Source organism: Streptomyces sp. RKND-216, assembly GCF_004795255.1.
GTDB classification, from domain to species: domain Bacteria; phylum Actinomycetota; class Actinomycetes; order Streptomycetales; family Streptomycetaceae; genus Streptomyces; species Streptomyces hazeniae.
Genome location: NZ_SSBQ01000002.1, coordinates 2,201,749 through 2,228,623 on the forward strand (window position 1 = coordinate 2,201,749; position 26,875 = coordinate 2,228,623).

Sequence of the window (26,875 nt, forward strand, 5' to 3'; positions counted from 1 at the left end):
TCTCCCCCCGGGAGCGTCGCGGGTGAGGGAAACGTAGTGGAAGTCCGCGCGTGCGTACACCCTTTCCCCACGCCCGTGCGTGAATGAGGGAAGCGTCACGCGGTCGGCGCGTCACGCCTGCGAACGGTAGGCGCGCATGGCGAGGGGGAGGAAGACCGCGGCGATCGCCGCCGCCCACACCAGCGACCACATCACCGGCTGGCCGACCTCACCGCCGACCAGCAACCCGCGGAACGCGTCGGAGAGATGCGTCACCGGGTTGATGTCCACCCATGCCTGGAGCCAGCCCGGCATGGTCTCCACCCGCACGAACGCGCTGGAGGTGAAGGTGATCGGGAAGATCAGCGTGAACGCGAAGACCTGTACTTTCTCCGGGTCGCCCGCGAGCATGCCGATCAGCACCGCGCTCCAGGACACGGCGGCCGCGAACACCATCAGCAGCAGTGCCGCGCCGAGGAAGCCGCCCACACCCGTGGTGATCCGGAAGCCGAGCGCCGCGCCGAGCCCGATCATCAGCACCATCGCCCACAGCTGCTTCGCCAGGTCGGCGGTGATCCGCCCGAACAGCGGCGCGGACCGCGCGATGGGCAGGCTGCGCAGCCGGTCGAAGACGCCCTTGGTGAGGTCGCTGTTCAGGGACATGGCCGTGTACATCGACATGAACAAGGTGTTCTGCACGATGATGCCGGGCAGCGCGTACTGGAGGTACTCCTCCGGCGAACCGGCCATCTGGCCGCCGAACACGTAGGTGAACAGGAACACGAACATGATCGGCGTGATGCTGTAGTCGACCAGTTCGAGCGGGTTGTGCTTCACCGAGACCAGGCTGCGCCAGGCCATGGTGCCGGTCTGCCGCACCGCGGCCACCGGACGCACCCGGCCGGTCTTGGTCAGCGGCGCGGTGATCGTCGCAGCGGTCATGACGCACTCTCCACGGGCTCGGCAAGGGACTCCTCGGCGGCGGCTTCCTCGTCCTTCTGCGTTTCCGGCTCGGCCCGGTGGCCGGTGAGCGCCAGGAACACCTCGTCCAGGGAGGAGCGGCGCAGCGCCAGCTCTCCGACGGCGATCCCCTCCTGGTCCAGCCGCCGGACCACGGCCGGCATCAGCTCCGGCTCCATCACCGGCGCGGTGATGAACTCGCCCTCGATCTGGGTCTGCGGACCGGCCGCCTCGGCGACCAGGGCGGCGGCGGTGGCGAGGTCGGAGGCCTGCACCGGCCGCAACTGGAGCACCTGCCCGCCGACGGCCGACTTCAGCTCGTCGGGCGTGCCGTCGGCGATGACCCGGCCCTTGTCGATGACCACGATCTCGTCGGCGAGCCGGTCGGCCTCCTCCAGGTACTGGGTGGTGAGCAGCGCGGTGACGCCCTCGGCCACCAGGCCGCGCAGCATGTCCCACAGCTCTCCGCGGCTGTGCGGGTCGAGGCCGGTGGTCGGCTCGTCGAGGAAGAGGACCCGCGGCCTTCCGACGAGGCTGGCCGCCAGGTCGAGGCGCCTGCGCATGCCGCCGGAGAACGTCTTCACGGCGCGGCCGGCCGCGTCGCTCAACTGGAACCGCTCCAGCAGCTCGGCGGCCCGCGCCTTCGCCTCACGCCGCGATATGCCGAGGAGGCGGCCGATGAGGAGGAGGTTCTCCGTGCCCGTGAGGTTCTCGTCGACCGCGGCGTACTGGCCGGTGAGGCCGACGAGCGAGCGGACGAGGCCGGCCTCGCGCACCACGTCGTGGCCGGCGACCGTGGCCCGGCCGGCGTCGGGGCGGAGCAGCGTCGCGAAGATGCGGACGGCGGTCGTCTTTCCGGCGCCGTTGGGGCCCAGCAGGCCGAGCACCGTCCCGGTGCGGGCCGCCAGGTCCACCCCGGCGAGCGCCTCCGTCTCCTTGAACCGCTTGGCCAGGCCCTCGGCCTGGATCGCGTAACTCATGGCGTGGTCCCTTGTGGTCCGTGGGCGCCCGGGTGGCACCCACTCTCCACAACTGTGACTCCTGCGACTGACATTTCTCATCGAAGCCGGATTTGCCCGACCTTTGCGCAGGGCCCGCCGACGTCCCGTAGCACGACCGACACCCCCGTCCCGCCGAGCGGGAAGGGGGTGTCGGAGGGACGATGCGCCGCGCTCCGCGCGTGGGGCGTCGGCGGGCCCGGCGCCAGGCGGAGGCGTCAGCCGGACACGTCAGCCGAGGGAGCGCTTGACGGCGTCGGCGAGACGGTCGGCGACGTCGCGGGCGACGTCCAGCTCGGGAGCCTCGACCATGACGCGCACCAGCGGCTCCGTGCCGGAGGACCGCAGCAGCACGCGCCCGGTTTCGCCGAGCTCGCGCTCGGCCTCCTGGACAGCCGTCGCGAGCTCTGCCGACGTGCCGACGCGGGCCTTGTCCACGTCCCGCACGTTGACCAGCACCTGCGGGAGCCGTTCCATGACGGACGCGAGGTCGGTCAGCGTACGACCGGTGGCCGCGACGCGGGCGGCCAGCAACAGGCCGGTCAGCGTACCGTCGCCGGTGGTGGCGTGGTCCAGGACGATGACGTGGCCGGACTGCTCGCCGCCGAGGGTAAAGCCGTTCCGCTTCATCTCCTCCAGCACGTAGCGGTCGCCGACGGCGGTCTGGACGAGTTCGACGCCCTCCCGCTTCATCGCCAGCTTGAAGCCGAGGTTGGACATGACGGTCGCGACGACGGTCCCGCCGCGGAGCGTGCCGGCCTCCTTCATGGCGAGGCCGAGGACGGCGAGGATCTGGTCGCCGTCGATCTCGTTGCCGTCGGCGTCGACGGCCAGGCAGCGGTCGGCGTCGCCGTCGTGGGCGACGCCCAGATCCGCGCCGTGCGCGGCGACCGCGGCGCGCAGGCCGTCCAGGTGCGTGGAGCCGCACTCGTCGTTGATGTTGAGGCCGTCGGGCTCGGTGCCGAGCGTGACGACGACCTCCGCGCCGGCGCGGGCGAACGCCTCGGGAGAGACACGGGCGGCCGCGCCGTGCGCGCCGTCGATGACGACCTTGAGGCCGTCGAGGCGGTTGGGGAGCACGCCGACGAGGTGGGCGACGTAGTTGTCGAAGCCCTCGTCGTAGTCGCGGACGCGGCCGACGCCGGCCCCGGTGGGGCGGTCCCACGGCTCGCCGGAGGCGTGCTCGCGGTACTTGGTCTCGATACGGTCCTCGAGCTCGTCCGCGAGCTTGTGACCGCCACGCGCGAAGAACTTGACGCCGTTGTCCGGCATCGGATTGTGGCTGGCGGAGAGCATCACGCCGAGGTCCGCGCCGAGCGAGCCGGTGAGGTAGGCGACCGCGGGCGTCGGCAGCACGCCGACCCGCAGCACGTCGACGCCGGCGCTGGCCAGCCCGGCCACCACGGCGGCCTCCAGGAACTCCCCGGACGCGCGCGGGTCCCGTCCGACCACCGCCACCGGGCGGTGCCCCTCGAACGTCCCCGCCTCGGCGAGCACGTGCGCCGCCGCGACCGACAGGCCGAGTGCCATCTCGGCCGTCAGGTCCTCGTTGGCGACGCCGCGCACCCCGTCCGTACCGAAGAGTCGTCCCACGTGTGTTCCTCCGCGTTCGCGGTGCCGGAGACTCGCCGCTCCGCCACCGATGTCCGATGTCCGCCCCGTACGCCTCCGTCCCACGCCCCGGCCGTACGCCCGTACGACGGACGCCCCGTCGGCACCGAGGTGCCGACGGGGCGTCTGCAGGGCGGCTCCAGCCAGCGCGGGCGTCAGCGCTTGCTGTACTGCGTGCCCTTGCGGGCCTTCTTCAGACCGGCCTTCTTGCGCTCGACGGCGCGGGCGTCACGGGTCAGGAAGCCGGCCTTCTTGAGCGGGCCGCGGTTGTTGTCCACGTCCGCCTCGTTGAGGGCACGGGCCACGCCGAGGCGCAGCGCACCGGCCTGACCGGAGATGCCGCCGCCCGCGATGCGGGCCACGACGTCGTAGCGGTCGTCGAGCTCGAGCACCTTGAAGGGCTCGTTGACTTCCTGCTGGTGCACCTTGTTGGGGAAGTAGCCCTCGAGGGTGCGACCGTTGATCTTCCACTTGCCGCTGCCCGGGATGATCCGGACGCGGGCGATGGCGTTCTTGCGGCGACCGGTGCCGGCGGCCGGCTGCGGCTCGCCGAAGCTGGACGCCAGGGATTCGGAGGTGTACTCCGCCGGGGCCTCGGGGGTCTCGGTGGTGTACTCCTGCACGTCCTCGACAGGGGCCTCAGGGGTGGTCTCGGCCACGATTCTCCTCAGATTCTCTTCGTCGTAAGGGGTGGCCGGACTTACTGCGCGACCTGGCTGATCTCGAACGGAACGGGCTGCTGGGCCGCGTGCGGGTGCTGGTCACCCGCGTAGACCTTCAGCTTCGAGAGCATCTGGCGGCCCAGGGTGTTCTTCGGGAGCATGCCCTTGACGGCCTTCTCGACGGCCTTCTCGGGGCTCTTCTCCAGCAGCTCGTCGTAGCGGACGGACCGCAGACCGCCCGGGTAGCCGGAGTGGCGGTAGGCCATCTTCTGGGTCCGCTTGTTGCCGGACAGGTGCACCTTGTCGGCGTTGATGACGATGACGAAGTCACCAGTGTCGACGTGGGGCGCGTAAACCGGCTTGTGCTTACCCCTCAGAAGGGTGGCGGCCTGAGTGGCGAGCCGGCCCAGGACGACGTCCTGGGCGTCGATGACGTGCCACTGGCGCTGAACGTCGCCGGGCTTGGGGCTGTACGTACGCACGGTATTGGCCTTCGCTTCTTCAGTGAACTGTGGTCTCCCCCGGCCGCTAGGCCGTGGGGACGGGTCCTGACAGGGCCACCTGTGCAGGTCACGACAGCATCGACCGCACGCGGATGACGCAGTCCGGGAGTGCGGTCGCCGGTGACCGGCGGTGTGGCCGGTGTAAGGGCCCCTCACGTGAGAATGAGCAAGCCAATACACACAACGAACTGGCAGAATACCGGGCCGCCGAACGCCGGTCAAAACACGGTGACGGCGTACGCCGCGCTGCCGCCCACGGCGGGTCCCGTCGCACGGGCGCACGCGCGTGCCGTCACGCCCCTCCGCCCTTCGTTCACCGAGCTTCCGCCGGGGGCCGCCGCGGCCGACGACAGGTTCTCGGCGTGCGGCGGCGTGCGGAAGGGGCTGCGACGCCGCCCGTCGGCCCTCGCGGCTCGGACCTACCGCACCCGCGCGACGCGTCCCTCGTCCCAGACGGGCTCCGGCGCCTCCCGCAGGCGACCGTCGGAGCCGAAGACCAGGAAGCGGTCGAAGGAGCGGGCGAACCAGCGGTCGTGCGTGACGGCCAGCACCGTTCCCTCGTAGCGTTCCAGCCCTTCCTGCAGGGCCTCCGCGCTCTCCAGGTCCAGGTTGTCGGTCGGCTCGTCCAGCAGCAGCGCCGTCGTGCCCGCCAGCTCCAGCAGCAGGATCTGGAAGCGGGCCTGCTGCCCGCCGGACAGCTTGTCGAAGGGTTGCTCGGCCTGCGCCGTCAGCTCGTACCGGCGCAGCGCGTTCATCGCCGTGCCCCGGTCGCGGGCGTACTCCTCCCACAGGATGTCCCGCAGTCGGCGGCCCTCCAGTTCCGGGTGCGCGTGAGTCTGCGCGAAGTGCCCCGGGACGACGCGGGCGCCCAGCCGCCAGCGCCCCGTGTGGGAGACCGGGTGCTCGGGGTCCCCCGCGAGCAACCGCAGGAAATGCGACTTGCCGGAGCCGTTCGACCCGAGCACGGCGACCCGCTCGCCGTAGAAGACCTCCAGGTCGAACGGCTGCATCAGCCCGGTCAGCTCCAGCTGCTCGCAGGTGACCGCGCGTACGCCGGTGCGGCCGCCGCGCAGCCGCATTCGGATGTCCTGCTCGCGCGGGGGCTCCTGCGGCGGGCCGGCCTCCTCGAACTTCCGCAGCCGGGTGCGGGCGGCCTGGAGACGGGAGGCCATGTCGGAGTTGAAGGCCGCCTTCTGCTTGTACATGTTCACGAGCCGCTTGAGCTGGGCGTGCTGCTCGTCCCAGCGGCGGCGCAACTCCTCGAAGCGGGCGAACCGCTCGCGCCGCGCCTGGTGATACGTGCCGAAGCCGCCGCCGTGCACCCACACGTCACTCCCGGCCGGGCTGGGCTCCACGCTGACGATCTTGTCCGCGGCGCGGGCCAGCAGCTCCCGGTCGTGGGAGATGAAGAGCACCGTCTTGCGGGTCTCCCGGAGCTGCTCCTCCAGCCAGCGCTTGCCGGGGACGTCGAGGTAGTTGTCCGGCTCGTCGAGCAGCAGCACCTCCTCGGTGCCGCGCAGCAGCAGCTCCAGGACGAGGCGCTTCTGCTCTCCGCCGGAGAGCGTGGTCACCTTGCGCCACTGCGCCTTCTCGTACGGCACGCCCAGGGCGGCGGTGGTGCACACGTCCCACAACGTCTCGGCCTCGTAGCCCTGCGCCTCGGCCCAGTCGGCGAGCGCCTGCGCGTACGCCATCTGGGCGGCCTCGTCGTCCACGGTCATGATCGCGTGCTCCGCCTCGTCCACGGCGCGGGCGGCGGTGCGGATGCGGGGCGGGGAGACGGAGACCAGCAGGTCGCGCACGGTCCGGTCGTCCCTGACCGACCCGACGAACTGCGGCATCACGCCGAGTCCGCCGGAGACGGTGACCGTGCCGCCGTGCGGAGTCAGCTCGCCGGAGATCAGGCGCAGCAGGGTCGTCTTGCCGGCGCCGTTCGCCCCGACCAGCGCGACCGACGCGCCCTCGCCGACGCGGAACGAGGCGTCGGCGAGCAGCATCCTCCCGTCCGGAAGGAAGTACTCCACATGTGCCGCCTCGACGTGTCCCATCCGGCCGATTCTGGCCGTCTGTCCCGACGCGGCCAACCGATTTACCGTGAGGCCCGTGACGGACACCGAGGCGATACGGACCGACCCGCTGGTGCAGTGCTCCCTGACGGAGCTGCGCCGCCGCACGAGCACGAAGTGGCGCACCCATCCCGCGGACGTGCTGCCCCTGTGGGTGGCCGAGATGGACGTGCCGCTCGCCGAGCCGATCGCGCAGGCGTTGCGCGAGGCCGTGGACCTGGGCGACACCGGGTACGCGGAGGGACCAGGCCCCTATGCGGCGGCTCTGGACGGCTTCGCCGCGAAGCGCTGGGGATGGCGCGTGCCGGCCGACCGGATCCGGCTGGTGCCGGACGTGATGCAGGGCGCGGCCGAGCTGCTGCGGCTGGTCACCCGTCCGGGCGATGCGGTGGTCCTGAGTCCGCCGGTGTACACGCCGTTCTTCCAGACCGTGGCCCGGCTCGGGCGCCGGCTGGTCGAGGCCCCGCTGGGCGCGGACGGGCGGCTGGATCTCGACGTGCTGGATGCGGCGTTCCGCACGGCCGTCACGGGCGGGGGCCGCGCAGCGTACCTCCTGTCCAGCCCGCACAACCCGACCGGCACGGTGCACACGGCCGACGAGCTGGCCGCCGTGGCGCGGCTCGCCGAGACGCACGGAGTGCGGGTGATCGCGGACGAGATCCACGCCCCGCTGGTCCCGGCGGGCGCGACGTTCACCCCCTATCTGACCGTGCCGGGCGCGGAACGCGGCTACGCGCTGTTCTCGGCGTCCAAGGCGTGGAACCTGGCCGGTCTCAAAGCCGCCGTCGCTGTGGCCGGCGAGGCGGCGGCCGACGACCTGGCCCGGATGCCCGCCGAGGTGCAGAACGGCGCCTCGCACTTCGGCGTGCTCGCGCACGTGGCCGCGCTGCGGGACGGCGGAGCCTGGCTGGACTCCCTGCTCGACGGCCTGGCGGCGAACCGCACCCTGCTCGCGGACCTGCTGGCAGAGCGACTGCCGGACGTGCGGTGGCGGGAGCCGGAAGGCACGTTCCTGGCCTGGCTGGACTGCGCGGCACTGGGTCTCGGCGACGACCCGGCCGCGGCGTTCCTGGGACGGGGCCGGGTCGCCGTGGTGCCGGGCCACGTCTTCGGCTCCTCGGGCGCCGGACACGTCCGCCTCAACTTCGGGACGACCCCGGAGATCCTCTCCGAGGCCGTCACCCGCCTGGCCGCCACCCGGAGCTGACGCCGCCGGGCGGTAGGAGCCGTCCCGGAGCGTCCCGTGCCCCACAGCGGAGCGCTGCCCTGTGTAAGGACGGATGCCTCCCCTTCCCCGCTCCCGCGCACGCGGTCCCCCGCCCCGGCAACGAGGCGGAGCGCCGGTTCCCGGCCGACGTGCCCGGCCCGGTCCACGCCGCGGAACGCGCCGCCCGACCGGCCCGCCGGACGCGCGGGCGGGCGGCCGGGAGGGGCCGGAATCGGTGGTCCCGCGCGGCGGGAAGTGTGCCGTCGCGGGCGAGGGGGAACCGCCATACGATGACCGAGGACGGGCGCCGGCCGGTGACCGTCCGCGACCCGCACCACGAACGCCGTACGCCACCGCGAACCGTTCACCTGCGAGGGGAGCCTCCGTGGCCCGTGCGCATCCCGTCCCGAGCGGAGGCCCGCTCACCGAGTACGAGGCCGCGGCCCACATCCGGGGCATCTGCTTCAAGACCGGCCCGCCCCGCCGTCTCGGCGTGGAGCTCGAATGGCTGGTGCACGACCTGCACGCCCCTCCGCCGGGGCGCACCGGCTCCCGACGCCCGCACCCGCGCGCCGCCACGACCCCCACCCGCCCACCGCTCGACCGCCCGCCCCTCGGCCGGCAGGGCGACCGCCCACCGCTCGACCGCACCGCCCTCGACCCGGCCCGGTTCGAGGCCGCCTACGCCGCTCTCCGCGCCACGCCGCTGCGCTCCGCGCTCACCGTCGAGCCCGGCGGCCAGATCGAGCTCAGCTCGCTGCCCGCGGGCTCCCTCACCTCCTGCCTCCGGTCCCTCCACACGGACCTGGCCGCCGTACGCGCGCGGCTGGGCGAGCACGGCCTCGCCCTCGTCGGTCACGGACTCGATCCGTACCGTCCGTCCCGGCGCCTGCTGGACCTACCGCGCTACCGCGCGATGGAGGCGTACTTCGACCGCTCCGGACCGGCCGGGCGGGCCATGATGTGCAGTTCGGCGTCCGTGCAGGTGTGCGTGGACGCGGGCACGGAGGAGCCCGGACCGCTCGGCTACGCCCGCCGCTGGCTGCTGGCGCACCTGCTGGGCGCCGTTCTGGTCGCCGCGTTCGCCAACTCTCCGCTGCACCGGGGGCGGCGCACCGGCTGGCGGTCGACCCGGCAGGCCGTGTGGGCGGCGATCGACAACGGCCGCACCCTCGCCCCCGCGCCCGGCCGCGACCCGCGCGCCGCCTGGACCGCCTACGCGCTGGACGCCCCCGTGCTGTGCGTCCGGGCGGCGGAACCGGACGAACCGTGGGAGCTCCCGCCGGACTGCGGCTACTCGTTCCGCGCCTGGCTGCGCGGAGCCGGTCCGCGGCCGCCCACCGTGGAGGATCTCGACTACCACCTGACGACGCTGTTCCCTCCCGTGCGGCCGCGCGGGCACCTGGAACTGCGGATGATCGACGCCCAGCCCGGTGACGACGGCTGGATCGTGCCGACGGCGGTGGCCACGGCGCTGTTCGACGATCCGGCCGCCGCCGAGAGCGTCTACCGCACGCTGAAGCCCCTGGGGGACATGGCGGGGCCGTCGCCCGCGCCGCGCAACCCGCTGTGGCGGCGCGCCGCGCGGTACGGGCTCACCGACCCGGAGCTGCACGCCGCCGCCCGCGCCTGCTTCGCCGCCGGCCGCGAGGCGCTGCCCCGCCTCGGCGCCGGGCCGGAGGTGCTGGCGGCCGTCGACCGGTTCCGCGAGCGGTACGTCGAGCGGGGCCGGTGCCCCGCCGACGACGTGCTGGACGCGTGGCGCCCGCGGCCCCCGACCGCCCAGCGCACCCCCCGCCCCGCCGTTCTCGCTGACCCCGCAGACCCCGCCGGCACCACCACGGACGTACCGAGGGAGAGCCGCCCATGACCACCGCCGAGGACCGGACGGTCCCGTACGACCCCGAGGTGCTGCGCGCCCGGGCCCTGGAGACGCTGCTCGCGGCCCGCGCCCGCACCACCGGACTGACCGACTGCGTCGACGAGCACGACCTGACGGCGCAGCACTCTCCCTTGATGTCCCCGCTGGTCTGGGACCTGGCGCACATTGGCAACCAGGAGGAGCAGTGGCTGCTCCGCGCCGTGGGCGGACGCGAGGCCATCCGGCCCGACATCGACCCGCTGTACGACGCCTTCGAGCATCCGCGCGCCGCCCGCCCCTCCCTGCCGCTGCTCTCCCCCGCCGAGGCACGCTCCTATGTCGCCGAGGTACGCGGCCGGGCGCTGGACGTGCTGGAGGCCAGCCCGCTGCGCGGCACCGGTCTGCTGGACGGCGGCTTCGCGTTCGGCATGATCGCCCAGCACGAGCAGCAGCACGACGAGACGATGCTGATCACCCACCAGCTGCGCCGCGGCCCGGCGGCGCTGACCGCTCCCCAGCCGCCCCCGGCACCGGGCGACGCGGCGCTCCTCCCGCCCGAGGTGCTCGTCCCGGGCGGGCCGTTCGTCATGGGCACGGACACCGAGCCCTGGGCCCTGGACAACGAACGCCCCGCCCACCGCAGGAACGTTCCGGCGTTCTTCCTGGACACCCTGCCGGTGACCAACGCCGCCTACGCCCGCTTCCTGGAGGACGGCGGCTACGACGACCCCCGCTGGTGGACGGAGGCCGGCTGGGAGCACGTACGGCGGTACGGTCTGTACGCGCCCCGGTTCTGGTCCCGGGAGGGCGGCCAGTGGCTGCGCGACCGGTTCGGCGTCACCGAACCCGTGCCGCCCGAGGAACCCGTGCTGCACGTGTGCTGGTACGAGGCCGACGCGTACGCCCGCTGGGCCGGGCGACGGCTGCCCACCGAGTCCGAGTGGGAGAAGGCCGCCCGCCACGACCCGGCGACCGGCCGGTCCCGCCGCTACCCGTGGGGCGACGCCGACCCCGGCCCGCGGCACGCCAACCTCGGGCAGCGGCACCTGCGTCCCGCACCCGCGGGCGCCTACCCCGAGGGCGCGTCCCCACTGGGCGTACGGCAGTTGATGGGCGACGTGTGGGAGTGGACGGCGTCGGACTTCCTTCCCTACCCGGGCTTCCGCGCGTTCCCGTACCGCGAGTACTCCGAGGTGTTCTTCGGCGGCGACTACAAGGTGCTGCGCGGCGGGTCGTTCGCCGTGGACGGCGTCGCCTGCCGGGGCACGTTCCGCAACTGGGACCACCCGGTGCGGCGGCAGATCTTCTCCGGCTTCCGCACCGCGCGCGACGCGAGCCCCCGTGCCGACGGCGAGGAGGTGACCGCCTGATGTGCCGTCACCTCGCCTACCTCGGGCCGCCGGTCGCACTGCGCGAGGTGCTGCTGGCCCCCGCCCACTCGCTGTACCGCCAGTCCTGGGCTCCGCGCCGGCAGCGGTACGGGACCGTCAACGCCGACGGTTTCGGCGCCGGCTGGTACGCGCCCGACGACCCGGTGCCCGCCCGCTACCGCCGCTCCGGGCCGGTGTGGGGCGACCCGTCGTTCCAGGACCTGTGCCGGGTGGTCCGCTCGCACGCCGTGCTGGCCGCGGTCCGCGACACCACCGAGGGCTGCGTCGCTGACGAGTCGGCCGCCGCCCCGTACGCCGCCGGGTCGTGGCTGTTCAGCCACAACGGCGCCCTGGACGGCTGGCCCGCCTCCGTCGTCGGCCCGGCCGCCACCCTCTCCACCGCCGAACTGCTCGCCCTGGAGGCACGCTGCGACTCCGCGCTCGCCTGGGCACTGGTCCAGCACCGGCTCCGGTCCTCCGGGAGCAGCCCGGGCGACGCCCTCGCAGGCGTCACGCGCGAACTCGCCGCGGCGGCCCCCGCCTCCCGGCTCAACTTCCTTCTCACCGACGGCCGCACCATTGCCGGCACCGCGTGGGGCGACGAGCTGTGGTACCTGCACCTCGGTGACCGCTCCCTCGTCGTGGCGTCCGAGCCGTACGACGACGACCCGCGCTGGGCGACCGTGCCCGACCGCCATCTGCTCACCGGCGACCCGTCCGCCGTCCACCTCACCCCACTCGACGAGCACGCCGGAGACCGCCCGGTTCACCCCTCCGTCCACCCGCAGCACGCCCGCACGGAGCACGCCCGCCGTGCCCAGCGACAGGAGCCCGCACTGTGAGCCCCTTCTCCCTCACCCGCACCCTGCCGCCGGACGCCACCGCCGCGGCCCTCCGCGCCGACGTGCAGCAGGGCTTCGCCCTGCGGCCCAAGGAGTTGCCGCCGCGGTGGTTCTACGACGCCCGCGGCAGCGAACTGTTCGAGGAGATCACGCGGCTGGACGTCTACTACCCGACCCGCGCCGAACGGGAGATCCTCCAGGCCCGCGCCACCGAGATCGCGGACGTCACCCGGGCCCGCACTCTGGTGGAACTGGGCTCCGGCTCCTCCGAGAAGACCCGCCTCCTCATCGACGCCCTCACCGCGCGCGGCGGCCCCCCGCACTACGTACCGGTGGACGTCAGCGAGTCCGCACTGACCGGCGCCGGAAAGGCCCTGCTCAGCGACCACCCCGGCCTCACCGTGGACGCCCTGGTCGCAGACTTCTCCACTGCGCCCGCGCTCCCCGCCACCCCCGGCCCGCACCTGATCGCCTTCCTCGGCGGCACCCTCGGCAACCTGGTTCCAGGGGAACGCGCCGGCTTCCTCCGTATGGTGTGCTCGCTGCTCGGCGACGAGGACGCGCTGCTGCTGGGCACCGACCTGGTCAAGGACCCGGCGACCCTGGTCGCCGCCTACGACGACGAGCAGGGCGTCACCGCCGCCTTCAACCGGAACGTGCTCGCCGTGCTCAACCGCGAACTGGACGCCGACTTCGCACCCGAAGACTTCGACCACGTCGCCGTCTGGGACGCGGAACACGAATGGATCGAGATGCGACTGCGCGCGCGGAGCGCGGTCACCGCGAAGATCCCGGCCCTGGACCTGACGGTCGACTTCGCGGCCGGGGAGGAGCTGCGCACCGAGGTCTCGGCCAAGTTCCGCGAGGCGGGCGTACGGGAGGAGCTGTCCGCAGCCGGCCTCACCCTGCGGCACTGGTGGACCGATCCGGGCGGCCGGTTCGCCCTGTCCCTCGCCTCGCCCGCGTAGGCCGCACCCCCCGCTCCTCGGGCCCACACAGCCGTACTCCGCCGCACGCGTGCGGCGGAGTACGGCTTAGGATGCGGCGCATGAGTTTCAGCCAGGGTGATCCGTTCGGGCGCGGCGGAGCCGGGAGTCCGGGAGGTTCGGGGGGATCCACGCCGGACTGGGCCGCGCTCGCCGAGGAGTCGGAGCGCAAGCGCGCCAGCAAACGGCGCTGGCTGATGATCGGCGGCGGCGCCCTGGCGACGGTCGCGGTCGCGGGCGTCGTCGCGGTGGCCGTGGTCAGCGAGAACGGCGACCCGGAGGACAAGCCGTCGCAGTCCCTCCCCACGCCGGAGGACCTGCCGTCGAGCCCTCCGCAGCCGGAGCCCACCTTCGAGAAGGAGCTGCCGCCCGCTCCGCCGCAGGACTACCTGAAGAACCCGGAGAAGGACAAGGCACCCATCGACACGGGCACGCTCTTCCCGGACACGACGATCACCGTCAACGGCCGCGAGTACACCCGCGAGGCCGTCGACTCCACGAAGAAGTGCACCGCCTCCGCCCAGGGCGGTCTCGGCTCGGTGCTGGAGAAGAACGACTGCCGGGAGATGTTCCGCGCCACCTTCGTCCGCGACGGGCTGGCCTTCACCCTGGGCATCGCGGTCTTCGACTCCGAGAAGGACGCCTCCGCCGTCAAGTCCGGCTACGAGCCGAATGTCGAGTCCCTGTCCGGCGGCGACGTGCCCACGTACTGCCGCACGGTCGTCTGCCGTACCACCGTCAACTCGCTCGGCCGGTACGCCCTGTTCACCATCTCCGGCCACACCGACGGCAAGCCCGCCGGCGACGACGACGAGCCCGCCAAGCAGGTGGCCGTCGACGGCTCCAACTACGGCTACTCCCGCCTCATCGACCGCGGCGAACGCCAGGCCGCCGCCGACGCCTCCGCGGACTGAGCCCGGCCGGCGGAAGCGTGCGGCCACCCCGCACCGGGTGCGGGGCGACATCGCACGACCGCCGGATCAGCCGAGCTTGCCGAGCTGCGCCTCGACCACGGCCTCCGGGACTCCCCAGTCCCCGCCGCCCTCGCCGAGCAGCGCGGCGCCGTTCATCGCCATGAACGTGACGACCGTGTCACCGTCCCGGTAGACGGCGAACCTGGACATCGGGATCTTCTTGCCCTCGGTGTCGACCGTCACCGTGAACGTCGTCGCCTCGTCGGTGCCCCGTGCGGGGGCGTCCGGCACCACGTCGGTGACACCCTGCTTCTGCGGACCCACGGCGAAGCCGCCCTGACACGCGCCGGTCCAGTCCCGGAGCTCCTTCATCGCGTCGGCGGCACCGTCGCCGCCGTACCCGGCGACGCCCACCCGCACCACCTGCACGTCGAACGCGTCGTCCATCGCGTCCTCGAACGCCTCGAGTTCGTCCATGTCGAGGTCGCCGTCACCGTCGAGGGCGGGCGTCTCCTGCTTCTCCGAAACGGTGCGGAGCACCGCCGGGCCGGGCTCGCCGGGAGCCGTCTTCATGAACAGGTCGGCGTACGGCCCGCACTCGGCGGGCTCGGCCTTCGCCCCCTTCGGTGGCGGCATCACGTCGTCGGCCGCGCCCTTCTCGACGGTGAAGCCCTCGACGTCGCCCTCCGCCAGCGCCAGCTTCTCCAGGTCGCCCTGGGACATGGCGGGAGCGGCGGGCGCCTCCGTCTTCTTCTCGTCGCCCGGCTTCGCATCGTCGGCGGCCTCCGAGGCGCCTCCGCACCCGGTCAGCACCAGTGCCGCGAGCGCGGCAACAGCCGCGGCAGCCGTCGGGGTCGTTCGGCGCACGTTCTTCTGCACTTCGTCATCTCTCCACAGATCACCGTTGAAAGGGCGATTTTCGAGCACGCCCTGCCTCCCCACAAGTCCCCATGTCCGACATCTGAACAGATGAGCCGTCACGAACTCATCGCGTCTCCTCCACTTCGCCTCTGCTCGAACTCCGCCCCGCCAACCGCACGTTCCTGCAAGCGATCCGGGCAGTGGTCGGGGCGGTTGGCCGCCCCGCGACACCCCCGCCCAGCCGGACCACACCCCGGCCCCGGCCAACCCCCCGGCACGACAAGGGATTTCCCCGATTTCACTTCTTCCGCATCTTTCCGATGCTCACCCACGGGGTCACGGCGACCCCGCTCCCTGCTCGTGGCCTTGCAGGGGTGGAGAGGAAGGAGGGCCGGGATGCCCAAGCTCAGACGCGTGGCCGCGTCGGTGGCGGTTCTCGCCCTGTCGGTGTCCGGCGCCGCATTCGCCGGAGGAGCCGCGCAGGCCGACGCCCCCAGTGCCGCGCCGGGCGCCGGGGAGGTCACGGCCACCGCGGCCGTGCCGGACATCTCGCTCGCGAACGTCAAGTCGCACCTGAACGAGTTCCAGAGCATCGCCGACGCCAACGGCGGGAACCGTGCACACGGCGAGCCGGGTTACCAGGCGTCCGTGGACTACGTCCGCGGGAAGCTGGACGCCGCCGGCTACGACACCACCCTCCAGACGTTCAGCTACTTCGGCGAGACCGGCTACAACCTGATAGCCGACTGGCCGGGCGGCGACCCGGAGCAGGTGCTCATGGCGGGCGCCCACCTGGACAGCGTGAGCGCAGGGTCCGGCATCAACGACAACGGCACCGGGTCGGCGGGCATCCTTGAGGTCGCGCTCGAAGTCGCGCGTCAGGACCACCAGCCGGACAAGCACCTGCGGTTCGCCTGGTGGGGCGCCGAGGAGCTGGGGCTGGTCGGCTCCGAGCACTATGTGGACACCCTGTCGTCAGCCGAGCGCCAGAAGATCGCCGGCTACTACAACTTCGACATGATCGGCTCGTCCAACGGCGGCTATTTCGTCTACGACGGCGACAACTCAGACGGGACCGGCTCCGGGCCCGGACCGGACGGCTCCGCGCACCTGGAGAACGTGCTGGAGGAGTATTTCGCCACGATCGACGTCCCCACCCGCGGCACCGACTTCGACGGCCGGAGCGACTACGGACCGTTCATCCGGGTCGGCATCCCGGCAGGCGGCACGTTCACCGGGGCGGAGGGACGCAAGACGCAGTCCGAGGCGAGCATGTGGGGCGGCACCGCAGGACAGGCGTACGACCCGTGCTACCACCGCAGTTGCGACGACCTCGGCAACATCGACGACACCGTGCTGAACCGCAACGCCGACGCCGTCGCCTATGCGATGTGGACGGTCGGCGGACAGCGGACCGCGAACGACTTCAGCATCTCCCTGTCGCCCGCCTCCGGCACCCTCGAGGCCGGCGCGTCGGCGACCACCACCGTGGCGACCGCCACCACACGGGGCAGCGCACAGACGGTGGCGCTCTCCGCGCAGGGCCTGCCCGACGGCGTCACCGCGAGCTTCTCCCCCGCCACCGTCACCTCCGGCGAGTCCTCGACGCTGACCCTCACCGCCGCCGACGACGCGCCCTCGTCGAGCGCCACGGTCACCGTCACCGGCGACGGAAGCGAGTCCACCACCAGCGCCGGCTACGCCCTCACCGTGAACGGCACCTCCGCATGCTCCGCCGAGAACGGCGCGAACGGCACGCTGAGCAGCGGCGGCAGCGCGATCCAGCCCGACGGCAGCTACTTCCAGGCCCCCGCCGGCACCCACACCGCCTGCCTCGACGGCCCCGACGGCACCGACTTCGACCTCTACCTCCAGAAGTGGAACGGCTGGAACTGGGCCGACGTCGACAGCTCCACCAGCGCCGGCCCCGACGAGAACATCGAGTACAACGGCTCCTCCGGCTACTACCGCTACGAGGTCCACGCCTACAGCGGCTCGGGCTCCTACAGCCTCGGCTGGAACACCCCCTGACCGGACGGCCGGGCCCGGTGACGAGGGCCCGGCCGCACCCCCCACCGCACCACCGCACCACCGCACCACCGCACCACCGCACGACGGCAACGCAGCACGATCTCGCGGGCCGTGCCCCCCGCACGGCCCGACCCCACACATCCGAGTGAGGAAGCATGCTGCACAGAAACCACCCCGCACCCCAGCCCCGCGCGAGACGCGGGCTGCTCGCGGCGTCCCTGACCGCCCTGTTCGCGGCCGGCGCCCTGGCCGCCCCCGCTCAGGCGGCCGAGGGCGAGATCCGAGCCGCGAACAGCCCCGACCGCGTCGAGGGCCGCTACATCGTCGTCCTGGACGGCAACCCCTCGGTCGTCGACCGGGCCGAGCAGCTCACCGACCAGCACGGCGGCAAGGTGACGCGCACCTTCTCCACCGCGCTCGACGGCTTCGCCCTGAAGGGCGACGAGAAGGCCGCCCGCGCCATCGCCGCCGCCCCGGGCGTCGCCTACGTCGAGGCCGATCAGCGTGTCGAGGCCACCGGCACGCAGAGCAACCCGCCGTCCTGGGGCCTGGACAGGATCGACCAGGCGCAACTGCCGCTGGACGACAGCTACAGCTACCCGGACACGTCCTCCGGGGTGACCGCCTTCATCATCGACACCGGCATCCGCGTCTCCCACGAGGACTTCGGCGGCCGGGCGACCTGGGGCTACAACTCCACCGGAGACGGCCAGAACACCGACTGCAACGGCCACGGCACCCATGTCGCCGGCACCACCGCGGGCGACGACTTCGGCGTCGCCAAGGAGGCCGACCTGGTGGCCGTGAAGGTCCTCGGCTGCGACGGCAGCGGCACCAACGCCGGCGTCATCGACGGCGTCGACTGGGTCACCCAGAACGCCTCCGGTCCGTCCGTCGCCAACATGAGCCTCGGCGGCGGCAACTCCCCCGCGCTGGACGACGCGGTGCAGCGCTCCATCGCCTCCGGGATCACCTACGCCGTCGCCGCGGGCAACAGCAGCCAGAACGCCTGCACCGGCTCCCCGAACCGGGTGCCCGAGGCGATCACCGTGGGCGCCACGACGATCAACGACAGCCGGTCGTACTTCTCCAACTACGGCTCCTGCCTCGACATCTTCGCGCCGGGCAGCGACATCACCTCCGCCTGGATCGGCAGCGACACCGACACCAACTCCATCAGCGGCACGTCCATGGCGTCCCCGCACGTCGCGGGCGCGGCGGTGCTGGCCGTCGGTGCCAACCCGTCCTGGTCGCCCCAGCAGGTGCGCGACTACCTGGTGCAGAACGCCACCACCGGTGTGGTATCCGGCGCCGGCAGCGGCTCCCCCAACCGCCTCCTGCGCGTGGTGGGCGACGGCACCCCGCCCGACCCCGAGCCGGGCGCCTGCTCGGACTACGCCAAGACCAAGAACGGCACGCTGAGCAGCGGCGGCAGCGCGATCCAGCCCGACGGCAGCTACTTCCAGGCCCCCGCCGGCACCCACACCGCCTGCCTCGACGGCCCCGACGGCACCGACTTCGACCTCTACCTCCAGAAGTGGAACGGCTGGAACTGGGCCGACGTCGACAGCTCCACCAGCGCCGGCCCCGACGAGAACATCGAGTACAACGGCTCCTCCGGCTACTACCGCTACGAGGTCCACGCCTACAGCGGCTCCGGAAGCTACACCCTGGGATACGAGACACCGTGACCCGGTGACCCACCCCTGAACGCAGGGCGTCGGCGCGCGCTCCCTCGCGCGCCGGCGCCCTGCGCACGTCCCGCCACACCGCACCGGAAGCGCCGGGCTGCCGGTCCCGGCCCGACCCACACCCCCGCGCAGGTGATGGCATCCGGTGATAACCCCTCCCCGCCCCTCCAGGTCAGCGCGGCGCCGCACACCCCGGCAGCGGGCGAAGCGCAATATTTCGATGAACGGGCATTGAGTCCCGGAAACCGGATGGTTAACCTCAGCGCGCCGTCCCGCTCGTGCTGGAGGGGGAGCCCGTTGACCGACCACGCCGCCGACACCACCCACCAGACCACCCGGACCACCCGGACCACCCGGACCACCCGGACCACCCGGACCACCCGGACCACCCGGACCGGCCCACACCACCCACCCGCGGGCCGCACCGCCCTGCTCGCCGCGCTCGAAGCCCGCGTCGCCGCCGGCGGCAGCGCCGTCCTGACCGGCCCCAGCGGCATCGGCAGGTCCACCGTGCTGGAAGCCGTCGCGGCCTCCGCCACCGCCCGCGGCGAACTGGTGCTGCGCGCCTCCGGCGCGGAGACGGAACGCTGGCTGCCCTACGCCGGCCTGGCCGACCTCCTCGGCCAGGTTCCCGTCGGCCTGCTCGCCGCTCTCCCCGAGCCCCAACGCTCCGCCCTGTACGGGGTGTTGCTGCGCGACCGGCAGACCACCGGCGCCGGCGGACAGAGCCAGTCCGTGTGCCGCCTCGCCTGGCGCGGCCTGCTCGGCCGGTGTGCCGCCGACCGTCCGGTGCTGCTCGTGGTCGACGACGCGCAGTGGCTGGACGGCCCGACCGTGGACGCCCTGCGTTACGCGGCCCGCCGCCTCACCGGGCTCGGCGTACGGGCCGTCACCGCCGGCCGGTGGCCGGAGGGCCTGGCCGCGGGTGACGGCGGCAGCGCCACCTGGACTCCCACCCCCGCCTCCGTCGTCGTCCCGCTGCCGCCGCTCGCACCCGACGAACTCGCCGAACTCTTCGCCCAGTACGGCCTCCCCGCCCGCGTCGCGAACACCCTGCACGCCGACTCCGGCGGCAATCCCTACCTCGCGCTCGCCCTGGCGGGGGCGTTCACCGACCGCATCCCCCGCCACTGGCGGCCCGCACCGCTGCCGCAGCGCGTGCACGACATGATCAGCGAACGACTGGCCACGCTGCCCGACCGCTCCCGGGAGACGCTGCTCACCGCGGCGTTCACCACCCATCCGACCGTCGACCTGCTGCGCCGCGCCGGGCGCGCCGAGGCCGAGCACGACATCCGGCTCGCCGCCGCGGCCGGGCTGCTCGTCGCCGAGGGCGGCACCGTCCGCTTCACGCCCCCGGCGGTCGGCACGGTGCTCGCCGAGCACGCCGCCGCGGCGCACCGCGCGGAGGTGCACACCGCGCTGGCCACCGTGGTCCCCGACGCCGCCGGCCGGGTACGGCACCGCGCGCTCGCCGCGCCGGGCCCGGACGCCGCGCTGGTCCGTTCACTGGTGACCGCCGCCGAGGCCGCCGCCCGGCAGGGCTCGCACCGGATGGCGGCCGAGCTGTACCTGCTCGCGGCCGACCGTACGCCCGCCGAACCGGCCGGGCAGAGCGCCCGCCTGGAGTGGCTGGTCGCCGCCGCCGAGGCGGGCGCCTCGGCGGCGCTGCCCGCGCTGGTGCACCGCGCCGCCGACGCCGTGCTCGCCGCGGACGCCTCGCGGGCACAGCGCACCCGGGTGCGGATCGCGCTGCTGGACCTGTCCGGGCAGGGGCTGTCCGAGATGGACGAGGTGTTCGCCGCCGCGCTGCTGGACGCCGACGGGGACCCCGCGCTGATGGGCCCGCTGCGGCTGCGGATCTCCTGGTCGGCGCTGGTCGACGGCCGCCCCGAACGCAGCGGGCGGGAGGCCGACGCCGCGGCCGAGCACGCCCGCGCCGCGGGCGACACCACCACCGAGGCGATGGCACTCGGCGTCCGGGCGACCGTGTCGGTGATCACGGGCCGCGACGACCACCGGGCGGTGCTCGACCGCGCGCTGCGCCTGCCCGAACCGCCGCTGAACGGCTGGCTGCACGCGTCCCCCCGGTTCGTCGCCGCCCGCTTCGCGGTGTTCGAGGACCGGCTGGCCGAGGCCCGCGAGGAACTGCTGCGCATGCTGGCGCTGGTGGAGCGCGGGTCGGGCGAGGAGGTGGTGCAGGTGCTGCGCAGCCTGGCCGAGGTGTCGGTGCGGACGGGCCGCTGCCGGGACGCCCTGGACTTCGCCGACCGCGCGGTGCGGATCACCGAGGAGGCGTCGCTCAGCCCGGGGCCCGCCTGGTGGGACGCTGCCGTCGCCGAACTCGCCGGCGGCAGCATCGAACGCGCCGTGGCGTACGCGGAGAGCGGGCTGCGGGCCTCCACGCAAGAACGGGACGCCATATACCGCGGCCGCCACCTGCATGTGCTGGGCCAGGCACGGATGCGCGGCGGCGACGTGCGGGGCGGCGTGAAGACGCTGCTGCGCATCGAGGCCCTGGAGCGGGGGCAGGGCGTGTGCTCGCCGTTGGCGCTGCGCTGGCACGGCGACCTGGCGTCCGGGCTGGCGGCGCTGGGCGAGACCGAACGGGCCGAAGAGGTGATCCGCGCCGCCCGGGCGGCCGTGGGCTCCCGCGCCCGTGGGGTGGGCGTCACCGCACAGCTCGACCGTGCCGAGGCCGCCGTCCGTGCTGCGCGCGGCGACGCGGACACGGCACTGGAGCTGCTGGGGGGCGCGGCGCGGCGGTTCGAGGAGCTGGGCCAGCCCCTGGAGCGTGGTCACTGCCTGCTGGAACGTGCCCGTGTCCACCGCCGGCGGCGCCGGCACGCCGCCGCCCGGGCCGCCGTGGCGGAGGCGCTGGAGTTGTTCACCGAGTGCGGTGCCCGGCCGTGGGCGGAGCAGGCGGGGCGCAGCCTCGACCGGCTCGGTGCGGGCACGCCTCCCGCCCGGCAGGGCACGGGGGCCCACGAGGACCGTGCCCCGGCGCAGCGCCGCGTGCTGACGGACAACGAGGCCCGCATCGCGGCCCTGGTGGGCGAGGGGGCGACCAACCAGGAGGTGGCGGCGCGGATGTTCCTGAGCGTCAAGACCATCGAGGCGTCGCTGACCCGCATCTACCGCAAGGTCGGCATCCGGTCCCGCACCCAGCTCGGCACGTGGCTGCGCTCGGGTGCGGGACGTGCGGACGCCGGCGTCACCTCCTCGGAGTGAGTCCCCCTGCGTGGTAGCGGGCTCCGGCGTTCCAGAGGATGAAGGAGTCCATCCCGTTGTCACGGGCCGCCTTCACCTGCGCCGCCACCTCGTCGTCGCCGTAGGCGACGCCGAGCGAGAAGTCCTGGAGCCACGGCACAATCACGGCGCCGCTGCCCTTCGCCTGCTTCTCGAAGTCCGCCAGCGACCGCTTCACGATCTTGTACGGGTCGGCGTTGGGGTTGGACACGCCGTACTCGCCGGCCGCCCAGTGCGAGGGGTAGACCATGGGCGCGATGTAGTCGGAGTGCTCGGCCATGGCCGGGATGTCCTGCGCGATCTCCGTCGGGCGGGTGGCCGCCACCCCGAAGACGCAGGCGCCGAGGAACGCGCCCTCGGGGCGCACCCGTTCACGGGTCTCGGCCATGAAGGAGGCGATCCTCTCCGTCGGCCTCCGGTCGCCGAGCCCGGGGAAGGTGAAGCCGCTCATCCGGCCGTCGGGGCGGCGCACGTAGTCGTACAGGATGTCGTCGAAGCCGAGTTCGGCGGCCTCCACGGCGAGGTCCATGTTGTACTCGCGGACCTCCTCGTTCGCGAAATTGGTGAACGACAGCTTCCCGTAGTGCCCGCCACCGCCGTACGGGGCGCCGTTCGCGTCCTGCACCACGCGCTCGCGGGCACCGGACCTCCAGGACGCCCTCGCCAGGATCGGGTCGCGGAAGGCGACGATGCGGCCCACCACGCGCACGTCCCGCTCGTGGAGTTCGCGGAGGGCCTTCTTCGCGTCGTAGTAGCCCTTGGCGGCTCCGATCTTCCGCGCCAGCGGGACCTGCGAGTCGTAGCCGATCTCGCCGTCCTCGTCCTTGATGTCGAGCTGGACGGCGTTGATCCGCCCCTCCTCGGCCATCTTCAGGATGGGATCGCGCAGGGCCTTCGACGTCCAGCCGATGGCCGTGATGTGCACCGCCCGGGTGTCGGGGTAGGGCACCAGAACCGTGGCGTTCTCGGCCGTCTCGTTACCGCCCTCGTCGACCGCGCGGACCTCGACCTCGGGGGCGGGTTCGGCGAGGCGGTGGGAGAACGCGCCGTCGTCGCCGACCTTCACCTCTGCCCCGCCGACAGTGACCGTCCGCGCGCCCTCGACGTGTCCGCGGATGGTCGCTGGCGCGCGCAGCGACTCGGCCTGCGCCTTCTCGATGGTCAGGCGCGGCGCGGTGGTGTCGACGGTGAAGGAGCGCCGGGTGGTCTGCGTGAAGCCGAGGTTCCCGTTGGCGGCGACGGTCAGTTCGTGCGCGCCGTCGTCCAGCCCGGGCGTCTCGACGAGCAGGCGGTCGCCGTCCCGACGGGTCTTCGCGGGCTCGCCGTCGAGAGAGACGGTGAGGCCGTCCAGCGACGTGCCGCCCCGCGCGACCAGCTCCAGGCGGCCGTTCTTCGTCTCCGCGCCGTTCAGCACACCACCGTTCTCCAGGCCCGCCACGCGTATCTGGGGCGGTACGGACCGGAACGCGACGGCGGCCAGGCCCGCGCAGCCGACCACCACCAGCATGACGGCGAGGATCGCGAGACGTCGGCGGCCGAGGACCTGGACGAAGCTCCTGCGCCTTCCCGCTCCGGGTGGACTGGTCTGCACGCGCGATCACCTGCCGTTCGGGAGGTCGTGTCTGACGTGACGTCAGCCTGAACAGGGCTGCCGCCTCGGACGATTCGACCACTCGACTCCCGGCAACAATGCCACTGTCGTCTCTTCATACTTCCCTGGCGCGGCAGGAGGCCAATCATGGTTCGTCCACTCCGGCTCGGCGCGGCGGCAGCCGCGGCCGCGCTCCTGACCCTCGCGGGATGCGCCGGGAGCACCTCATCGGACGAGCCGGAGGACCGGAAAGCGGAACGCGCGCCGGGTGCGGCGGACACGGCCGGCGGCGAACGGGACAGCCCGTCGCCGTCCCCCTCCGCGCCCGACCCGGCCGCCGTCGACGCTGACGAACTCGGCGCCGTACCGGTGCTGATGTACCACCAGATCGTCGACGATCCGCAGAGCATCTACGACCGCACGCCCGAGGACTTCGAGGCCGAGCTGGAACGCCTCGCCCGCGAGGACTACGTTCCGGTCACGGCCCGCGAACTGACCGGCGGCCGCATCGACATCCCTGCGGGCACCCACCCCGTCGTCCTCACCTTCGACGACTCCACCGTCAGCCAGCTCGCGCTCGACGCCGCCGGGAAGCCCGAACGGGACACCGCCGTCGCCGTCCTCCGCGACGTCGCGGAGAAGCACCCGGACTTCCGCCCGGTCGCCACCTTCTTCGTCAACGGCGACCCGTTCGCCGAACCCGGTGGGCAGCGCACGCTGGGCTGGCTGCACGACCACGGCTTCGAGATCGGGAACCACACCCTGCGGCACACCACCCTCGGCACGGTCTCCGGCTCCGAGGTCCAGCGCGCCGTCGCCCGCAACCAGAAGGCCATCACCGACGCCCTCCCGGACGACGTCACCGTGGACTCCCTCGCCCTGCCCAACGGCTCGATGCCGTCCGCCGCCGGGCTCGCCGTCGAGGGCTCCTCCGGCGGCACCGACTACCGGCACGCCGGAGTCTACCTGGTCGGCGCCAACCCCGCGCCGTCCCCCTTCTCCTCGGACTTCGACCCGGCGGCGATCCCCCGCATCCGCTCCCAGGGCCCGGACGGCCCCGACGCGAAATTCGCCTCCGCCGCCTGGCTCGACAAGCTCGCGGACGGCACCGTCGCCCGCTACACCTCCGACGGCGACCCGGACCGCGTCTCCTTCCCCGCCGACCGCAAGCCCTCCCTCGCCGCCCCCTTCGAGAACCGCGCCCAGCCGTACTGACTCGTCCGGCCCCCCCACCCGAAGGGGCGAACCCGCCCCGGACACGGGCTTCCTCGCTCCCCCGGCTGAACGCCCCGGCTCCCGTGGAGGCCCCCGGCGCGCGCAGCCGAGTGTGCGACGATGTCCGGCGACAAGGCGACGGCGGAACGAGGAAGCCGGTGTGAATCCGGCGAGGTCCCGCCACTGTGACCGGCGAGCGGATCCCGAACAGGCCACTGCCCCCGGCGGGCGGGAAGGCCGGGACGAGCAGTGACCCGAGAGCCAGGAGACTCCCGCGGTCGCCCCTCGACGAACCGGGGCGGACTTCCCCGGAGGGGAGTGTGGGCAGCATGCCCGGGACACCTTCACTCCGCCCCGCCGTGCCACGGAACCCGAATCGGCGGCGGCGCTGCCCGGCGACGCACGCTGAGGTGAGGATCCGGCGGAGACGTATGCGGTGACAACGGACCGTACGTGAAATTTCCGCGCGTCCCCCGCTCGGCCGCTGCCTACACTGGTCGGCGCGCCACGCAGGGGTACGGAACGGGGAGACGCATGACGACGCACGGGGGCGAGTTCTCGGCGAGCGCCGCATCCATCGACGGCAGTTCACACCTGCTCCTCGAGGTCGCGGGACTGCTCCACGCCGGACGGATGGACGGCGAGAACGCGACGATGTGCCGGGTGCCGCGGTCGCATCCCGAGGTGGCTCAGTCCGTGCACCGGTTCGCGACGTTCGCCCGCGACCAGTACGCCGACGCCGTCCTGCTGCTGGCCGCCCTCGCGACGAAGCTCGAGGCGACGGGCCACGCCTACGCCCGCGCCGACGAGGACTCCCAGCGGGCCCTGGACGGCGTCCTGCAGTCCGGGCGGCTCGTCGACCCCCAGGACAGGTGACCGCGATGGCCCACCGAGCCGACGTCGCGTTCCTCGCCGACGCCAACCCGGCGCTCATCGAGCGCAACGCCGACGAGTTCGCGCGGCTGCACCGGCTCGCCGACTCGACGGACGACGCCTTCCTCAAGGCCGGCCGCGTCGACTGGGTCAGCACGTCGCAGCAGCAGTACGTGAAGCGCCTGGACGAGGCGAAGCAGCTCGTGGACGGCCTGTCCGCCGGTTTCCGCAAAGCCTGGCAGGCGCTGGCCGACTACGCCGAGGCCGTGACGACGGCGCAACGCCACTTCGACGACGGCGAGTTCTCCGAACGGAAGCTGGCCGAGGTTGTTGCACGGGAGGCGACTCTGCTCACGCGTCTGACCGGTGCGGAGAGCCCGATGCGGGAGTGGGAGGACCTGCGCGACTCCTCCGGTCTGCTGGACCGGATCGGCGAGTTCGGCGTCGACGTCGACGCGATCCGGGAGGACGCCGAACGCCACTACCAGCAGGCGAACGACGCCTACGGGGACGCGCAGCGCGTCGAGTCGGAGGCACGAAGCCGCTGCCTCGCCGAGCTGCGGACGGCGTACGCCTCGCTCCCCGAGTTCCGTGGCGGCTCCGGCGACTCCGCCGAGATCCTGGGCAGCCTCGGCCTCCTCCGGGAGGAGACGCGGCAGGCCGCGGACGACCCCCACGCGCAACTTCCCGGCACCGGCGTCAAGGCCGACGCGATCCCGTCCCTCAGCGACGCGCTCGTCGTGAACGAGAAGCTGGAGCGCATCCGGTCACTGGCGGCGGAACACCCCGACGCGAAGGGCATCAGCTACCTCCTGCCCTCGGACTCGGAAGAGACCCTCCGGGGCTACGTCGACGCCAACAGCGCGCTGATCAGGGCTGCCGCCCACCACTCCGGGCTGCCGCCCGAGATGGTCGCGGGCATCGCGTGGCAGGAGGTCGGGGGCGCGCCGGCGGTGGTGGACGACGTGGCCGACGAGGTACGGCAGCTCGTGCCCGGGACCGGGGAGGCCGACCACACGTCGATGGGGCCGCTCGCCGTGCAGGTCCGGCGAGGCGCCGAAGTCCTCGGCTACGACCCGCACCACCTCACCGACCACCAGCGGGCGCGCGTCGAGGAGGCGATCAAGGACCCGGCGCAGAACGTCTTCATCGCCTCCGAGTACCTCGCGCAGATGAAGGCGGAGAGCGGCTTCGCGGACGTGCCGGCCGAGCAGATGACACGTGCGCAGATGCAGGAGCTCGCCGCGCGGTACAACGGCGGACCCTACTGGCAGAGCGACGACGCCCAGGCCTACGCGCGCCGCTTCGACGCCCGGCTGGACGAGGCGACGGCGCCGCTCCGCTGACCGGCGCCGGGGGGCTTGGCAGCCGCCGGGACGGCCCCGTCGGGCCGCACGGCCGACGG

General features: G+C 73.3%; 20 protein-coding genes and 1 riboswitch. Of the genes, 12 read left to right on the forward strand and 8 right to left on the reverse strand.

The window, feature by feature from the left end:
* Positions 1-111: 111 nt before the first annotated feature.
* The 6 genes from E4198_RS09600 to E4198_RS09625 all read right to left on the reverse strand — a co-directional run bounded on the left by E4198_RS09600 (position 112) and on the right by E4198_RS09625 (position 6,761).
* Positions 112-921, reverse strand: coding sequence for an ABC transporter permease (locus tag E4198_RS09600; protein WP_136182802.1), 810 nt, complete (start codon positions 919-921; stop codon positions 112-114).
* The gene (locus E4198_RS09605) at positions 918-1,919 is read right to left on the reverse strand and encodes an ATP-binding cassette domain-containing protein (protein WP_136182803.1); all 1,002 of its coding nucleotides are present in this window, start codon (positions 1,917-1,919) and stop codon (positions 918-920) included. Before E4198_RS09605 ends, E4198_RS09600 begins: the two co-directional genes overlap by 4 nt.
* A gap of 249 nt (positions 1,920-2,168) precedes the next feature.
* Positions 2,169-3,530 (reverse strand): phosphoglucosamine mutase, encoded by a 1,362-nt coding sequence (glmM, locus tag E4198_RS09610; RefSeq protein WP_136182804.1) that lies wholly within the window; start codon positions 3,528-3,530, stop codon positions 2,169-2,171.
* A gap of 173 nt (positions 3,531-3,703) precedes the next feature.
* The gene (gene rpsI, locus E4198_RS09615) at positions 3,704-4,207 is read right to left on the reverse strand and encodes a 30S ribosomal protein S9 (RefSeq protein WP_027763361.1); all 504 of its coding nucleotides are present in this window, start codon (positions 4,205-4,207) and stop codon (positions 3,704-3,706) included.
* Positions 4,208-4,248: 41 nt separating this feature from the next.
* Positions 4,249-4,692: a 50S ribosomal protein L13 gene (gene rplM, locus E4198_RS09620; RefSeq protein WP_027763362.1), complete on the reverse strand. Its 444-nt coding sequence runs from the start codon at positions 4,690-4,692 to the stop codon at positions 4,249-4,251.
* 440 nt (positions 4,693-5,132) lie between these two features.
* On the reverse strand, positions 5,133-6,761 hold the full coding sequence (locus E4198_RS09625) for an ATP-binding cassette domain-containing protein (protein WP_136182805.1): 1,629 nt from the start codon (positions 6,759-6,761) through the stop codon (positions 5,133-5,135).
* Between the two features lie 55 nt (positions 6,762-6,816).
* Here E4198_RS09625 and E4198_RS09630 point away from each other — a divergent pair, with 55 nt between their 5' ends.
* The 6 genes from E4198_RS09630 (at position 6,817) to E4198_RS09660 (ending at position 13,959) form a co-directional block, all read left to right on the forward strand.
* Entirely contained in the window at positions 6,817-7,986 is a 1,170-nt protein-coding gene (locus E4198_RS09630) for a MalY/PatB family protein (RefSeq protein ID WP_168711407.1), read from the forward strand.
* A gap of 385 nt (positions 7,987-8,371) precedes the next feature.
* Positions 8,372-9,856 (forward strand): ergothioneine biosynthesis glutamate--cysteine ligase EgtA, encoded by a 1,485-nt coding sequence (gene egtA, locus E4198_RS09635; RefSeq protein ID WP_136182806.1) that lies wholly within the window; start codon positions 8,372-8,374, stop codon positions 9,854-9,856.
* Positions 9,853-11,217 carry an ergothioneine biosynthesis protein EgtB gene (egtB, locus tag E4198_RS09640; protein ID WP_136182807.1) on the forward strand — a complete coding sequence of 455 codons (1,365 nt, stop codon included), beginning with the start codon at positions 9,853-9,855 and terminating at the stop codon, positions 11,215-11,217. Before egtA ends, egtB begins: the two co-directional genes overlap by 4 nt.
* Positions 11,217-12,059 carry an ergothioneine biosynthesis protein EgtC gene (egtC, locus tag E4198_RS09645; RefSeq protein ID WP_136182808.1) on the forward strand — a complete coding sequence of 281 codons (843 nt, stop codon included), beginning with the start codon at positions 11,217-11,219 and terminating at the stop codon, positions 12,057-12,059. Before egtB ends, egtC begins: the two co-directional genes overlap by 1 nt.
* On the forward strand, positions 12,056-13,027 hold the full coding sequence (gene egtD / locus E4198_RS09650; RefSeq protein ID WP_136182809.1) for an L-histidine N(alpha)-methyltransferase: 972 nt from the start codon (positions 12,056-12,058) through the stop codon (positions 13,025-13,027). Before egtC ends, egtD begins: the two co-directional genes overlap by 4 nt.
* Before the next feature lie 80 nt (positions 13,028-13,107).
* Positions 13,108-13,959 (forward strand): hypothetical protein, encoded by an 852-nt coding sequence (locus tag E4198_RS09660; protein ID WP_247597615.1) that lies wholly within the window; start codon positions 13,108-13,110, stop codon positions 13,957-13,959.
* A 66-nt stretch (positions 13,960-14,025) separates the two neighbouring features.
* On the opposite strand, the gene E4198_RS09665 is transcribed toward E4198_RS09660, so the two are convergent.
* A complete protein-coding gene (locus tag E4198_RS09665) occupies positions 14,026-14,838 on the reverse strand; it encodes a hypothetical protein (RefSeq protein ID WP_168711408.1) in 813 nt (270 codons plus the stop codon).
* Positions 14,839-15,216: 378 nt separating this feature from the next.
* Between E4198_RS09665 and E4198_RS25390 the strand changes: the two genes are divergently transcribed.
* The 3 genes from E4198_RS25390 to E4198_RS09680 all read left to right on the forward strand — a co-directional run bounded on the left by E4198_RS25390 (position 15,217) and on the right by E4198_RS09680 (position 21,773).
* Positions 15,217-16,851 carry a M28 family peptidase gene (locus tag E4198_RS25390; protein WP_247597616.1) on the forward strand — a complete coding sequence of 545 codons (1,635 nt, stop codon included), beginning with the start codon at positions 15,217-15,219 and terminating at the stop codon, positions 16,849-16,851.
* A 155-nt stretch (positions 16,852-17,006) separates the two neighbouring features.
* Positions 17,007-18,542 (forward strand): S8 family peptidase, encoded by a 1,536-nt coding sequence (locus tag E4198_RS09675; protein WP_136182811.1) that lies wholly within the window; start codon positions 17,007-17,009, stop codon positions 18,540-18,542.
* Positions 18,543-18,839: 297 nt separating this feature from the next.
* Entirely contained in the window at positions 18,840-21,773 is a 2,934-nt protein-coding gene (locus E4198_RS09680) for a LuxR family transcriptional regulator (protein ID WP_210732801.1), read from the forward strand.
* Here the strand turns inward: E4198_RS09680 and E4198_RS09685 are convergent.
* Positions 21,757-23,382 (reverse strand): putative glycoside hydrolase, encoded by a 1,626-nt coding sequence (locus tag E4198_RS09685; protein WP_247597617.1) that lies wholly within the window; start codon positions 23,380-23,382, stop codon positions 21,757-21,759. The genes E4198_RS09680 and E4198_RS09685 overlap by 17 nt on opposite strands.
* A 147-nt stretch (positions 23,383-23,529) precedes the next feature.
* On the opposite strand from E4198_RS09685, the gene E4198_RS09690 reads away from it, so the two are divergent.
* The 3 genes from E4198_RS09690 to E4198_RS09700 all read left to right on the forward strand — a co-directional run bounded on the left by E4198_RS09690 (position 23,530) and on the right by E4198_RS09700 (position 26,816).
* Entirely contained in the window at positions 23,530-24,597 is a 1,068-nt protein-coding gene (locus E4198_RS09690) for a polysaccharide deacetylase family protein (protein WP_136182813.1), read from the forward strand.
* A gap of 145 nt (positions 24,598-24,742) precedes the next feature.
* Positions 24,743-24,869: riboswitch (cobalamin riboswitch) on the forward strand.
* Between the two features lie 262 nt (positions 24,870-25,131).
* On the forward strand, positions 25,132-25,473 hold the full coding sequence (locus tag E4198_RS09695) for a hypothetical protein (protein ID WP_136182814.1): 342 nt from the start codon (positions 25,132-25,134) through the stop codon (positions 25,471-25,473).
* 5 nt (positions 25,474-25,478) lie between these two features.
* On the forward strand, positions 25,479-26,816 hold the full coding sequence (locus tag E4198_RS09700; protein ID WP_136182815.1) for a lytic transglycosylase domain-containing protein: 1,338 nt from the start codon (positions 25,479-25,481) through the stop codon (positions 26,814-26,816).
* The last annotated feature ends 59 nt before the right edge of the window (positions 26,817-26,875 follow it).

Coding starts and splice junctions, on each gene's coding strand:
- E4198_RS09675 (WP_136182811.1), top strand. CDS start 17,007: ATGCTGCACAGAAACCACCCCGCACCCCAGCCCCGCGCGAGACGCGGG.
- E4198_RS09625 (WP_136182805.1), bottom strand. CDS start 6,761: ATGGGACACGTCGAGGCGGCACATGTGGAGTACTTCCTTCCGGACGGG.
- E4198_RS09660 (WP_247597615.1), top strand. CDS start 13,108: ATGAGTTTCAGCCAGGGTGATCCGTTCGGGCGCGGCGGAGCCGGGAGT.
- egtB (WP_136182807.1), top strand. CDS start 9,853: ATGACCACCGCCGAGGACCGGACGGTCCCGTACGACCCCGAGGTGCTG.
- E4198_RS09690 (WP_136182813.1), top strand. CDS start 23,530: ATGGTTCGTCCACTCCGGCTCGGCGCGGCGGCAGCCGCGGCCGCGCTC.
- E4198_RS09700 (WP_136182815.1), top strand. CDS start 25,479: ATGGCCCACCGAGCCGACGTCGCGTTCCTCGCCGACGCCAACCCGGCG.
- E4198_RS25390 (WP_247597616.1), top strand. CDS start 15,217: ATGCCCAAGCTCAGACGCGTGGCCGCGTCGGTGGCGGTTCTCGCCCTG.
- E4198_RS09605 (WP_136182803.1), bottom strand. CDS start 1,919: ATGAGTTACGCGATCCAGGCCGAGGGCCTGGCCAAGCGGTTCAAGGAG.
- egtC (WP_136182808.1), top strand. CDS start 11,217: ATGTGCCGTCACCTCGCCTACCTCGGGCCGCCGGTCGCACTGCGCGAG.
- E4198_RS09600 (WP_136182802.1), bottom strand. CDS start 921: ATGACCGCTGCGACGATCACCGCGCCGCTGACCAAGACCGGCCGGGTG.
- E4198_RS09695 (WP_136182814.1), top strand. CDS start 25,132: ATGACGACGCACGGGGGCGAGTTCTCGGCGAGCGCCGCATCCATCGAC.